This window comes from Aporhodopirellula rubra (assembly GCF_014192335.1).
GTDB classification, from domain to species: Bacteria; Planctomycetota; Planctomycetia; order Pirellulales; family Pirellulaceae; genus Rhodopirellula; species Rhodopirellula rubra.
This window is the reverse complement of record NZ_JACHXU010000010.1, coordinates 201,022-214,514: the sequence shown is the minus strand read 5'-3', so window position 1 is coordinate 214,514 and position 13,493 is coordinate 201,022. Positions and strand designations below refer to the sequence as shown.

9 protein-coding genes are annotated in these 13,493 nt (G+C 56.4%); 8 read left to right on the top strand and 1 reads right to left on the bottom strand.

Features of this window, described 5'->3' with window-relative positions; genetic code table 11:
* Positions 1–159: 159 nt before the first annotated feature.
* From FHS27_RS15245 to FHS27_RS15235, 3 genes are all read left to right on the top strand, one after another.
* Positions 160–1,113, top strand: a complete 954-nt coding sequence (locus FHS27_RS15245; protein ID WP_184305763.1) for a type I phosphomannose isomerase catalytic subunit — start codon at positions 160–162, stop codon at positions 1,111–1,113.
* A gap of 336 nt (positions 1,114–1,449) precedes the next feature.
* Positions 1,450–1,866, top strand: a complete 417-nt coding sequence (locus tag FHS27_RS15240) for a hypothetical protein (protein ID WP_184305762.1) — start codon at positions 1,450–1,452, stop codon at positions 1,864–1,866.
* Positions 1,867–1,946: 80 nt separating this feature from the next.
* The gene (locus FHS27_RS15235) at positions 1,947–3,242 is read left to right on the top strand and encodes a putative sensor domain DACNV-containing protein (protein ID WP_246419837.1); all 1,296 of its coding nucleotides are present in this window, start codon (positions 1,947–1,949) and stop codon (positions 3,240–3,242) included.
* Between the two features lie 32 nt (positions 3,243–3,274).
* Here FHS27_RS15235 and FHS27_RS15230 read toward each other — a convergent pair whose 3' ends face one another.
* Positions 3,275–4,303 (bottom strand): aldo/keto reductase, encoded by a 1,029-nt coding sequence (locus FHS27_RS15230; RefSeq protein ID WP_184305761.1) that lies wholly within the window; start codon positions 4,301–4,303, stop codon positions 3,275–3,277.
* 408 nt (positions 4,304–4,711) lie between these two features.
* On the opposite strand from FHS27_RS15230, the gene gcvP reads away from it, so the two are divergent.
* The 5 genes from gcvP to FHS27_RS15205 all read left to right on the top strand — a co-directional run bounded on the left by gcvP (position 4,712) and on the right by FHS27_RS15205 (position 13,476).
* Complete coding sequence (gene gcvP / locus FHS27_RS15225; protein ID WP_184305760.1) at positions 4,712–7,684, top strand: aminomethyl-transferring glycine dehydrogenase; 2,973 nt, start codon at positions 4,712–4,714, stop codon at positions 7,682–7,684.
* Between the two features lie 295 nt (positions 7,685–7,979).
* Entirely contained in the window at positions 7,980–9,353 is a 1,374-nt protein-coding gene (locus FHS27_RS15220) for a rhomboid family intramembrane serine protease (RefSeq protein WP_184305759.1), read from the top strand.
* A gap of 564 nt (positions 9,354–9,917) precedes the next feature.
* On the top strand, positions 9,918–11,540 hold the full coding sequence (locus tag FHS27_RS15215; protein WP_390853608.1) for a sulfatase family protein: 1,623 nt from the start codon (positions 9,918–9,920) through the stop codon (positions 11,538–11,540).
* 70 nt (positions 11,541–11,610) lie between these two features.
* Positions 11,611–12,525 carry an alpha/beta hydrolase gene (locus tag FHS27_RS15210; protein WP_184305758.1) on the top strand — a complete coding sequence of 305 codons (915 nt, stop codon included), beginning with the start codon at positions 11,611–11,613 and terminating at the stop codon, positions 12,523–12,525.
* 45 nt (positions 12,526–12,570) lie between these two features.
* Entirely contained in the window at positions 12,571–13,476 is a 906-nt protein-coding gene (locus FHS27_RS15205) for a ThuA domain-containing protein (RefSeq protein WP_246419835.1), read from the top strand.
* Positions 13,477–13,493 lie beyond the last annotated feature (17 nt).

Here is a 13,493-nt window from a genome sequence, read left to right as displayed (position 1 = left end):
CAGAATACCAACAACAGTACGACTGCGAATCGAGTCACGAGCGTCGCGCAGTAGCGACGGCCACCAATCCTGTTTGCCAGACCGCTGCCCAATTGCTTCCTGCCTAACACGATCCCCCGCTGGCCGGCGCCAGCCCATCAATGACGCAATATGGTTGTTATGAAAGCCTACCCTCTGCAGTTCAAACCCGTTCTCAAACAAACCATTTGGGGCGGTCGCCTGCTCGGTGAACGACTCCGCAAACCAATCGGCGAGGAATCAGATTACGCCGAGAGTTGGGAAGTCGTCGATCACGGGATCGACCAGAGCGTCGTCACGTCCGGTCACCTCGAGGGCAAAACGCTGAAAGAGTTGCTCACCGATCACAATGAGTGGTTGATGGGCGAGGCAGCTCAAGACCATTTCCCGCTGCTGCTGAAATACCTCGACTGCAATCGCGTTCTGAGCGTGCAGGTTCACCCGACGGACGAGTACGGAGCAACCATGCCTGTCCCCGATCTCGGCAAGACGGAAGCGTGGTACATCGTCGACGCCAAACCCGGATCGGTCATTTACGCTGGACTAAAAAGCGGCGTCGATGCTGAAGAACTCCGATCTGCCGTCGAAGAGGGACGCGCCGAAGAAGTCCTTCATCAATTCGAAGCCCAACCGGGTGATTGCGTTTTCATCCCCGCAGGGACGGTCCACGCGATCGGCGCAGGACTGCTCGTTGCCGAAATTCAACAATCGAGCGACACGACATTTCGTCTCTATGACTGGAATCGCGTCGACGCAAATGGGAACGGCCGCGAACTGCATATCGAACAAAGCATCGAAGTGACGGATTTCGAACGGGGCCCCGTCGCACCGCTTCGCGCCGATCCCGAAACCGAGGGATGGCAAACTCTCGTCGAGTGCGACAAATTCCGCTTGCGAGCGATCAGCAACGGAACCGGGACCGTCGGAGGCGATAATCGCTTCCACATCATTACAATCCCGCAAGGCGAAGCGACCCTGGTCACCGAATCTGAGCGATTGCCACTCACTCCAGGAACCTCCGTCCTCCTCCCCGCTGCCCACGACGTGGCCACAATCGAACTCGCCGCAGACACCATCGTCCTCACAATGACCTAGCGGTTCACGAGCATGCTGTTCACACACTAGCTCGCGGCGTAGCAAACGATTGCGCCGCTCCGCTCATCGTATCTCCCCGCACTCGGGCACAAGCCCCCCCGACAGCGTCTGCAACGAATCTGCCTCCACCAGAACGCGGTCCAAGGTATCGCGATAGATGGCTTGTATCGAGGCAGGTGGTTGAGCGTGAGTAACAACGGGCTGCCTGCGCAAATGCTCCGCCCGTAATGCTGCCCCAATGAAGTGGCACTTCGCGTCGATGACTGCGCGGTATACTGAGACGACACGACAGCCAACCGCTGACAAAGCTAACGTTCGTGCGGAAGAATCCCTCTGGTGCATCTGAACCTCCCCTCGAAACGTGTCGTTACGTGTATACGACTGGCCTTCACCGCGTCGGTCTGCTGGGGTGTTGTTCACATCGCCGATCGTGTTGGAAACCCTTACCCGCCATTCCATGAGATGGTCACTGTTCCTATTTTCTTCATGCTCCTGCTTGCTAATCCAGAAGAGCTCATCGACGCTTTTCGATGGCACATCGGCGCCGCAATCGGGTTTGCTGCCGGATGGCAAATCGCATCTCCTGAACGGATCGGCCATCTACTACTGCTGACACCCAAATCCGGTCGCATCATTCTCCGACGTTTCACTCACGCAGACGGGGCATTTTCCGGGAAATACGATTTCAAAAGCCGAATCCCCGATCTATTTCAGGTTTCGACTGATCTGGCTTCACTCTTGCCGGCTTCCTAAGTTGTCATAATTCATCCAAACGCCTCGATGGAAAACGTTGTCTCGACGGACAACTCTGTGACCGTGCTGGAATTGTCGCCTTGACCAACATCCCTCCCTATCAGTTTTCCACCCAGTCTTCCTACCCCGCTGAGATGGCGAGAGTCCTTGCGAATCAGTGGAAAAAAAAGGGCGTTGCCACCGAATATCTTCCCGACCAAGCGTCTCTGACAACAATTCTGGACGTTTGCTATCAAGCGAGCTTGCTGCGGGAGGAGGATGATCCGGTTCGATGTCGGATTATCTATGCTACGCCAGCGCATCTGCAGACGTGCCTGACTGATCAAACGCGGCCGCACGTTCTTGCCTTCGCCGAGCCGACCGCTCTATCCGCTCACAACCTTCGCAAATTAGCCGGTGCCGCTGATTTCTATCGGTCACTTCTGGCGGTTGATCACGATGCCGGAGGACGGTTGGTGATCTGGGGAATGGCGGTTACCGGTACCGAATGGGTCAACCGAGTGGAGGGCAACCGTTACGAAGGCGTACAACTGCCCGAAAACTTGGTCGTCCAGGCGGTTCGGCCTGGTCATTTGGTTGCCGCGTCCGGATATTCCCGCGTCCTGGAGACGATGCAAGGTCAACTGCTCACCGACGGCTTCGACCCGTTCCGGTCGGCATGGATTGCCGATCGATTCGTGAACGTTCGCGAGTCGTTGCTAGCCAGCCTGCATGAATCCCAAACCGATCCACTCGCCACTCGCGTTTGTGAGTCGTTCGTTCAAGACGTTGCGCAGGGAGTCGTCCGACGGGTCCTTCGATTGATGCGGAATCGCCGTCGCGGTGGCATGCTGGTTTTCCTGCCCGACGGCTCACATGAGGACGGCACGACGGAGGATTGGCTGCGATTTCGCGTGAAGTTCCAACCGAACGAATTGACGATGGTTTATCGCAATTTGATCCTGCGTTTGGTCTCTCGGGCACTCGATGTCGGCCGCCCGCTGAATCTGCAAGAATTGACGTGGAACGACTACCAACAGATTCGCGACGCCGAGCTCAGACGTTTCGATGATTACTTGATCGAGTTTGGCCATCTGCTCGCCGACATGATGAGCGTCGACGGCGCGTTGGTGCTCGATCACAGTTTTCGCATGATCGGATTCGGCGGCGAGATCCTCGGCGATACGCCGGTCCAAGAGATCCACCGCGCGATGGATATCGAAGCGTTTCAATCGGTCGTCGAACGAGCAGATTCCGCCGGCACACGACACCGATCCGCGTATCGACTGGTCAATGGACTCAACCAAGCAATCGCGGTGGTGGTATCGCAAGACGGCGATGCTCGTTTCGTCGCTCATCAAAACGACAAGCTCACGTACTGGCCCTACCTACCATAAACGACGAGCGACTCGACCATTCACTCCGGATGTTAGACGCCGTCGTAACCGTGAACGGCCTTCGTGATCGTCGTCAATTCATCAGCGGACAGCTCGACCGAACCGGCCCCCGCGTTGTCAGTCGCCTGCTTGGGATTCCGCGCACCGGCGAGCACATGTGAGCACCCCGGTTGTGCGAGCGTCCATGCGATTGTTAGCTGTGCCAAACTGATCCCGTGTTTATCAGCGATAGGCTCCATCGGCTTGAGCATCGCTTGCACCTTGCGAACGTTTTCCGCCTGAAAGCGTTCCTTGAACTTGCGTTGATCGCCTTCGGGATACTCACGATCCGGATCAATCTTTCCCGTCAGCAAACCTTGGCTGAGCGGACTGTATGCCAAGAAACCGATTTGATCGCTCTCGCACTTCGATAAGTTGGACGGTTCCATCGCGCGATCCAACATCGAATACTTCTCTTGATCAGTGTCGACTTGCCCAAACTTTTGATACTCCTCGATCTGCTCGACCGAAGCGTTCGAGACTCCGATGGCCCGAATCTTTCCTTCCCGTTTGAGTTCCTCGAGCGTCGACATCTTTTCCTCGATCGCGACGTCATCACTTTGCCAGTGCGTCTGATACAAATCGATCACGTCGGTCTTCAAACGCTTGAGGCTTTGTTCGACCTCTTCACGGATACCATCGGCACCCGCGTAGATGAAAACGTCGAAGCTATCGTCGGATCGGTTACCGGGCTGATCGAACATCTCTTCGCTGGTCGAGAACTTCTTTCGGGCCCGTCGTTTTTGCTCGTCGTTAAGGTCCCATCGCATGGAACACTTCGTCGCTAAAACAACTTTGTCGCGGCGGTCCGCAATCGCTTTGCCGACGATCTCTTCGCTGCGACCGAAGCCATAGATCGGCGCGGTGTCGATCAGGTTTCCTCCCGCGTCGAGGAATGCGTGAATGGCTTTGGTAGATTGCTGTTCGTCCGTCCCTCCCCACGTCCAACCGCCAATGGCCCACGCTCCGAAGGCAACTACGGAGGCGTCGATATCCGATTTTCCGAGCGGACGAAATTTCATAACTTTCAATTCCCTGATTCGTTTGGGTGTGATTTTTGAGTGAGGCAAGCAGCGGCCCAGTGCGAGGCCAGATCGGACAGCTTCCCGATCCGCCACTGTTGCGATTTCCATACCAAACCGGTTAATCGATTTGTTCGGCCGAAATCGCGCCGCCGTACAGTATCGCAAAGACAAGCATTCGCATGCCAATTCGCCTGCGGCGGCTAAACCAACCCGGTCGGTACCGATTGGCAGCACCGGACGCACCGCAGTAATGGCGTCCAATGCGACGTTGGTAATCTACACGAGGGATTTCGGAGGTCGCCAAACACAATTAGATTGTGGTTTCGGCGTGTTCAGCATCGAAATCGGCAAATGCTCCGCCGCAGCTACCGTTCCCGGAATACCCATTTTTGCCCCGAGCAAAGTATGACCATTAGCACGACGTCCCCCGCCACGCGTTCGACCGAAACCTCCTCGGCAGCCACCAACGCCATCGATTTCGTCGACGGATTTTCCCGCCGCCATATTGGACCGTCGCCGACCGAACTCTCGGAGATGCTCTCGACCATCGGTTTCGATTCGCTAGACGCCTTATCCGACGCGACCGTGCCGGCGGACATCCGTCTCGACCAGCCGCTCGACATCCCCGAGCCGCGTGGCGAGCGAGAAACATTGCAAGGGCTGAGAACGATTGCGGGCAAAAACAAAGTTTATCGCTCCTGCATCGGAATGGGTTACACCGGCACCGTGACGCCACCGGTAATCCTTCGCAACGTGTTGGAAAATCCAGGCTGGTACACACAGTACACGCCATACCAAGCCGAGATCGCTCAGGGACGCCTCGAAGCGTTGCTGAATTTCCAAACGATGATCGCTGACCTGACGGGACTGCCTCTTGCCGGAGCAAGCCTTTTGGACGAAGCGACCGCGGCGGCCGAAGCGATGGGAATGTGCATCTCGATCGCCAAACACCAAAAGACCGGGTTCTGGGCATCGGACGACTGCCATCCTCAAACGCTCGCTCTCCTGCAAACTCGCGCTGCCGGTTTGGGCGTGGATTTAAAAATCGGTCCGATCAGCGAAATCGATTTCAACTACGGCAAAGGCGGCCTGTGCGGCGTCCTCGTTCAATACCCGACGACCGATGGACGAATCAATCACTATCGCGAGTTAGCATCGACCGCGAAAGCAAACCAGTGCTTGACCGTGGCGGCGGCGGACCTGTTGTCATTGACACTGATCACACCTCCAGGTGAATGGGGCGCGGACATTTGTGTGGGCAGTGCGCAACGATTCGGCGTTCCCATGGGCCTCGGCGGCCCCCACGCCGCGTTCATCTCAACGCACGACGTTCACGCTCGCAAACTGCCCGGACGCATCATCGGCGTTTCCAAAGACAGTCACGGTAACCCGGCACTGAGGATGGCGATGCAAACTCGCGAGCAACACATTCGCCGCGACAAAGCGACCAGCAACATCTGCACCGCGCAGGCGCTGCTCGCGATCATCAATTCGTTTTACGCGGTCTATCACGGCGCCGATGGACTGATCAACATCGCCCGCCGCGTCCAAGGATTCACCGCCGCTCTCGCCAAGGGACTCGAACGCCTTGGTCACAAAGCGACTCACGACGGTCCGGTCTTTGACACGATCCGGATTCAGTTGGGCAAAGGACGAACCCATGCGGCTCGACAAGTCGCCGACGCTGCCCGCGAGCGACAAATTAACTTGCGTGAGTACGACGACGGCTCGCTCGGCGTGACGCTCGATGAGACCACCGACCGTGGACTCGTGGCGGACCTCCTCGCGGCGTTTAACTTCGGACACTACACCGGCTTCGACATCGACGAACTGTTGTCGGAAGCTCAAGCCGATGGGCTCTGTGATTTGACCGGGTTTGCTCGCGAGAGTGAATTCTTGACCCACTCGGTGTTTCATGAGTACCGCAGCGAAACGAAATTGTTGCGATACATTTTCAAACTAATGAGCCGTGACCTCTCGCTCGCTCACACGATGATTCCACTCGGGTCCTGTACAATGAAACTGAACGGGACCAGTGAGATGATCCCCGTCACGTGGCCAGAATTCTCCGACATCCATCCGTTTGCACCGGACATCCAGTGGCGCGGTTATACGTACATGTTCCGCGAACTCGAAGCCTGGTTGTGCAGCGTCACGGGGTTCGCCGCAGTCAGCCTGCAACCCAACGCGGGAGCTCAAGGCGAGTACGCGGGCTTGTTGGTGATTCGCGCCTACCATGAACACGAAGCCGCGAAGGCCGGTAAAACGAACGACCGTACCGTATGCCTCATCCCAACTTCGGCACACGGAACCAACCCGGCATCGGCCGTGATGGCGGGCATGCAAGTCGTGCCGGTCAAATGCAATTCGCGCGGCGACATCGACATCGACGACTTGAAAGCGAAAGCGGAACAACACAGCGAAAAGCTGTCGTGCTTGATGATCACCTACCCGTCGACACACGGCGTTTTCGAAACGACGATTCGATCCGTTTGCGATTTGATCCATGAGCACGGCGGCCAAGTCTACATGGACGGTGCGAACATGAACGCGCAGGTCGGCCTGACGAGCCCCGGCAAATGCGGCGCCGATGTGTGCCACCTGAACCTGCACAAGACGTTCTGCATCCCGCATGGTGGCGGTGGGCCGGGCATGGGCCCGATCGGTGTCGCACCTCAACTCGCGCCATTCTTGCCCGAACACCCGGTGCAGCGTCCTGACACGGCAGGCGAGTTTTCAATCGGACCGGTTTCCGCGGCCCCATACGGCAGTGCCAGTATCCTGGCGATCAGCTACGTCTATATCGCGATGATGGGTGCCTCAGGACTGAAGAAAGCGACGCAGGTTGCCATCCTCAACGCGAACTACATGGCCAAACGACTCAGCGATCACTACGACATTCTATACACTGACACCAACGGTTATGTCGCTCACGAATTCATCGTTGATTGTCGGGGCTTTGAAAAGTCTGCAGGCGTGCAAATTGAAGATGTCGCCAAACGATTGATGGACTATGGATTCCACGGCCCGACGATGTCCTGGCCCGTCCCCGGTACGTTGATGATCGAGCCGACCGAGAGCGAAAGCAAAGATGAGTTGGATCGTTTCTGCGACGCAATGATCTCGATCCGGGCGGAAATCCAAAGCATCCAAGACGGCACGCTCGACGCGAAAGACAACCCGCTCAAGAACGCACCGCATACCGTCGGAGCGATCGGCAGCGACAATTGGTCTCATCCCTACACACGTGAGCAGGCCGCTTGGCCGAAGGCGTGGTTGCGTGATGCAAAATTCTGGCCGACGGTGGGCCGTATCGACAACACCTACGGCGACCGCAACCTCGTCTGCAGTTGCCCGCCGATGGACGACTACTCCTAGTACTCAACGCTCTCGGAACACAGTAAAAAACGGAACGAACGCCGTCACCCGAATTGCTGCCTTACTCTTGCAGCCCACGTGACCACGCGAAACAGGCACAGGCATCATTAATTTGGTGCCTGTGCCTTTCTTATTTCATGACGGCAAACACAATCGCGACGTCGCGGTTTGAGCGTTTATTCAAGCGAAATTTTGCTCGTCGTTCGTTCGCCGATCGATGTTGCCCGACAGTGATCACGTGACTATGATCGCCACCCGGACGAGGGTTTTGTTGAGGCATCGAACCGGGGCACAGATGTTTATTTATAACTGCACGAGTACGCTGTATCATCCTCCGGTGATGACGGTGATTTTGATCGTTTTTAACGTGCTCGTGTTCGGTGTCACCGCGTCGACGGATCCCAACACGGTATCCGACTACTGTCTTTGGTACGGCAGCGGTTATCACCCGGTGCAATGGGTGACCAGTGGCTTCATGCACGCCAATTTCGGTCACCTTCTAGGAAACATGTTGTTCCTATGGCCATTCGGATTGCTGGTCGAAGGCAAACTCGGATGGTGGAAGTTTCTCATCTTGTATCTGGTCATCGCAATCGGTCAGAACGCGTTGGAACAAACGATCATGTTGGGTGCGAGCAGCACCGTCGACGCGTCGCAGTTCATTGACTCGCTCGCAGACGATCCCGATTTTGCGGAGATGCCCGCAGACGAGCGTGAGTTCTTACAAACCATGTTGCAGGCGAGTCTCAACACCGAGGTCCGAAGGTCGCTCGGTGCTTCGGCGGTTATCTTCGGATTGTTAGCGGTTTGCATTCTCTTTGCTCCGGTTAGTGACTTTCACGTTTGGTGGCGTTTCGGATCATTCGATGCCCCCGTGCTACTCGTTGGGGCTTTTTACGTGTTACTCGAGTTCTATCAGTGGCACGTCGGTGGTCTCGGGATCAGCAGCGCAGCACTGCATCTCTTGGGTCTCGTCAGCGGCGCGGTCGTCGGCATTGCATTCTTGAGAATGGGCATTCCGCAATGCGACAACGAAGATCTGTTCAGTCATCTATTTAGCAAATCGATCGCCAAGGAATCGTTGTCATCGTCTTCCACGAAATCGAGAGCTCCCAAGCTATCTCCGCTCGAACGTGCCAAGCAAAATGCAGATGCCAAACGAAAACGCAAAGCAACTGATTCAAAATCCGCGCCGCCGAGTACCACCAGTCGATCTCCATCGCCTACTCACCTCGAGCACACGAATACTCAGACGACCGCATCTCGCGATGCCAAACAGGTCGACGAAATCCGAAACGCGAGTCTAGCCAAACCGATTCTCGCATCGATCCAACGACGCAACGTGATGGCTGCCGCTGAGCAACTGCATGCACAAAGTTCGACTGACGTGCTCAGAACAATCCCCTCAGAACAGTACTCGCTACTGTTCCGAGAAGCATCGCGCAACAAGCAATGGCCCGCGAGTGTCGTTGCGTTGCAGAAATGGCTGCAGGCGCATCCCAACGCCCCCGATCAACGCCAACTGCAACTCGCACAGATATGGTTATTGGGGCTTCGGCAAACGGACAAAGCGAATGAGGCACTCGGTAAGGTCACCCGGTCGAATTTGGATGACAAGCAAACCGAGCTGTTCAAGAAACTCGTAATCAAGATTCACCACAGCAATTGAACCAGCGACACGATGCCTCTTATCCTTATCTAACGCAGACACGTCGGTTCCGAGGCTGCAAACGTTTGGATCGCTATTCTCCTCGAAGCAATCCACCATGCGCGTAGCGTCAACGTGAGAATGCAGTCGCGCACATCCCCGCATGTCAGACGACCAAATCCGCATTCCCCGATGCCGCGGGCAGCGTTAATCGAGCGTGCGGAGCACCGAACACTCAAAAATTCGGTTCGTCGCAAATCGCGGCACGCCGGTTGTGATAAAACGGTTTCGCCGACGCACCGTATCTGGATGCGTTTCTAATTCGACGTAGCCGACGCCGCGAAGACCTTGGGGAATGACGCCTCGCGATTCCAATTTCCGTCAACGTAAACGTCGTCTTTGGACACGCTCTGATGTGCCGTCTGCCACGCCGACTCGTCTGCGCGAGAGTCTGATGTCGCATATTCACATCACAGCGTCGCAATTGGTTGTTGAGTCGGCAAGATCGGCCGATCACAGTAAACGTCCCCGCCTACGCCTAACCTCCGCACGCTCGGTAAGATGCCCATGCCCTCCCGCCTGTCGATGAGTCACGTGAGTTTACTGCACCCTGTCAAGCTTTTCCTTGTCCTCGTCGTATTCACGTGCACGACTCCGCTGCGATCGAACACCAGTCTCCAAGCCGCCGACGCCGCATCGCAGAACACGGTCAAACCCAATGTGATTGTCATCTACACCGATGACCAGGGCTATGGCGACGTCAGTGCGTTGAACCCCGATGCCAAATTCGAAACACCGAACTTGGATCGATTGGCGAACGAAGGCATCGCGTTTACCAACGCACACAGTGCCGACTCCGTTTGCACGCCCTCGCGATACGGACTCCTCACGGGACGCTACCCATGGCGTACGAAAATGAAACGCAATGTATTGGGCGCGGAGGCGGAATGCCTAATCGCGGACGGACGTGTCACGATCCCGTCGATGCTGAAGGAACAAGGCTACGATACCGCCATGGTCGGTAAATGGCACTTGGGAATGGATTTCCCGGGCGTCGCAGGGAATCGCGATTGGTCGCAACCGACCGTGAACATGCCGCTCGACAAAGGGTTCGACTACTACTTCGGCGTCCCCGCGTCATTGAACTACGGCGTATTGGCGTGGTTCGAAGGGCGTTACGCAAAAGTGCCACCCACGATGTTGACGAGCAAGAAGAAGAATCCTCGCCACGTCGATTATCGCATCATGCCGCCCTACAACCCCATGCCGGAACCGACCGACGGGAAGAAGTCACGCGTGCGTGGTCTCGAAGTCGCTCCCGATTTTATCGACAACGAATGCTTGACGCGTTTCACCGATAAAGCCATCGAGTGGATGAGCACGAAAGTCGAATCGGCGAAAGCGGGCCAGCCATTCTTTCTTTACTTGCCGTTCACTTCGCCTCACTATCCGGTTTGCCCGCTGCCTGAATTCCATGGCAAAGGCGACGCGGGCGCGTACGGCGAATTCGTGATCGAAACCGACCATCACGTCGGTCAAATTCTTCAATTCCTCGCAGACAACGAACTCGATGAAAACACATTGATTGTTTTTACCAGCGACAACGGACCCGAGAAATCGTGGACGGGACGTATCGAGCAATTCGGCCACGACAGCCGAGGCGGTTTTCGAGAGGGCAAACGCTCGGTTTACGAAGGCGGGCATCGTGTGCCGTTCATGGTGCGCTGGCCCGCGGGAATCAAACAGCCCGGAAGGACGTGGGACAACCTCGTCGGGCAAGTCGACGTGATCGCGACGTTGGCCGAAATCACGGGCGGCAACTTGCCCGCAGACGCTGGCGAAGACAGCCAGAGTTTCGCGTCCGTGTTAACCGATCCAAACCATGACTACTCGCGCCTGCCGCTGATCAACCACGGCAACGGCGGCTCCAACTACCGCTATTCGATCACCGAGGGCGATTGGAAGTTGATCCTCGCGAGCACCAAACACACCACGGAACTGTATCACCTCGGATCCGATCCGTCGGAATCCAAAGACGTTGTCTCGACACATCCCGAAGAAGTCGAGCGTCTGACCAAACGCATCAACCAAATCATCACATCCGGGCGAACAACACCGGGACCGACACAGAAAAACGATTCAGGATATTGGGATGATCTTGCATGGATGACTCCCGAACAATTTGAGGAACTGGTGAACGCTCAGTAACGAATACGGAGACGCTGCCGGCTTCGCATTCTGACACCACTCGTTAACCAATCTTTGCATCGCTCCTGCCATGAATCTCACCGTCACAACATCACCTGCCCTGTCTCCACCGGTTCGCACGATCACGATCGGTGCGATGCTGGCGATGGGAAGTCTCATTCCCCTCACCCCATGCCTCGCGATTGAACCTGACGAACAGGTCACGTACAAAACCGTCGGCGAGGTGGAGTTGAAATTGGACGTGTTCCGTCCGTCCGAACACGAGTCCACCGACCGTGTGCCCGCGATCGTATTTTTCTTCGGTGGCGGTTGGAACGGCGGTTCGACGTCGCAGTTCCACGAACAGGCACGTCACTTCGCCGACCTGGGCATGATGGCGTTCTCGGCGAATTACCGCGTCCGCAGCCGAAACAAAACAACGCCGTTCGAATGTGTCGCGGACGGCAAATCCGCAATCCGCTGGGTTCGACAACACGCCGAGGAATTGGGAATCGATCCGAACAAAATCGTTGCCTCGGGTGGATCGGCGGGAGGTCACGTTGCCGCGTGCACCGGCGTCATCGAAGGCTACGACGAAAAAGGCGAAGACCTTACGATCAGCTCCGTTCCTAACGCGATGGTGCTCTATAACCCGGTCATCGACACGACCGCCGACGGGTATGGGCTCAAGAGCGTTGGCGAAGAACGCCAAACCGACATCTCACCCTGCCATCACGTCGGCGCAGGAATCCCTCCGACGTTGATTCTGCACGGCACCGACGACACAACGGTACCTTACGAGAACGCCACCCGGTTCACTCGACTGATGAATGAATCGGGAAACCGCTGCGAACTCGTATCCTTCGCAAAACAGGGACACGGATTCTTTAACAGCAAGAGCTTCCGACCTAAGACCAAAGACCTGTCGCATTATGAGCGGGCGATGAAGGCCACCGACCATTTCTTAGCCTCTCTCGGCTATCTCGGTCAGGACGAGGCTCAATAGTCGTTTGTCGAGATGGTATTTCATCCCTCTACAAGGAATCCAACCATGCGCGTTCCCCTCCGCGTGTTTGCCGTCTTCGCTCTTGGTGTCGCGTTTCTCATGTCGAGCGTGTGTTCCCACGCGAACGAATCCGAGAGCGTCCCGGCCCAGCATTCTGACGCCGACAAGCCTCATGCCGTGATCGTCCTCGGCACACTGCACTACTCGCCAGAATTGACGATGCCGTTGTTCGCGAAAGAGCTCGAGCGATTCGGCTTTCGTGTCACAATCGTTCAAGGCAGTGGCGACCCGGAAAAGAAAACCGAAAACGTTCTGCCCGGCATCGAATCTCTCGCCGATGCCGAACTAGCGATCTTTTTCATGCGGTTCCTCAAACTGCCCGACAACGAGTGGCAACCGATCGAGGACTATTTCCGTTCAGGGAAACCAGTCATCGGACTGCGGACCGCAAACCACAGTTTCAAGTATCCGAAAGGGCATCCGCGATTTGCATGGAACGATGACTTCGGACGGCGAGTTTTCGGCACGCCTTACATTGTTCACCAGTCCGGTACGACGGACGTAAGTGTGATCGAGGGCGCCGAAACGCATCCCATCATGACCAACGTCACTCAGTCCAAATGGGTTTCTCCCGGAACGCTGTACCTCACACGCCTCGAAGACGGTTGCATCCCATTGGTTCGCGGTCGAGGCCAAGGCCGCGCACGCGTGCTCAAAAAGGCGTTCGGAACCATCGAAGTCAAGAAAGACGAAACCGACATCGTTGCATGGGCATGGGAAAACGAGTGGGATGGCAAATCGTTCTACACCTCATTTGGGCATCCCGGTGACTTCGCGGAAGAGTCCGTCGTCCGAATGCTGCTCAACGCGTGCTGCTGGTCCACCGACCAACCACTCCCCGCGGCCGATGCGTCCATCTCGACATGGCAAGTCAAACGAGTGGACAAGTAATCCGCCCTCGTTCGTCA

Coding starts and splice junctions, on each gene's coding strand:
- FHS27_RS15220 (WP_184305759.1), top strand. CDS start 7,980: ATGTTTATTTATAACTGCACGAGTACGCTGTATCATCCTCCGGTGATG.
- FHS27_RS15230 (WP_184305761.1), bottom strand. CDS start 4,303: ATGAAATTTCGTCCGCTCGGAAAATCGGATATCGACGCCTCCGTAGTT.
- FHS27_RS15245 (WP_184305763.1), top strand. CDS start 160: ATGAAAGCCTACCCTCTGCAGTTCAAACCCGTTCTCAAACAAACCATT.
- gcvP (WP_184305760.1), top strand. CDS start 4,712: ATGACCATTAGCACGACGTCCCCCGCCACGCGTTCGACCGAAACCTCC.
- FHS27_RS15205 (WP_246419835.1), top strand. CDS start 12,571: ATGCGCGTTCCCCTCCGCGTGTTTGCCGTCTTCGCTCTTGGTGTCGCG.
- FHS27_RS15215 (WP_390853608.1), top strand. CDS start 9,918: ATGAGTCACGTGAGTTTACTGCACCCTGTCAAGCTTTTCCTTGTCCTC.
- FHS27_RS15210 (WP_184305758.1), top strand. CDS start 11,611: ATGAATCTCACCGTCACAACATCACCTGCCCTGTCTCCACCGGTTCGC.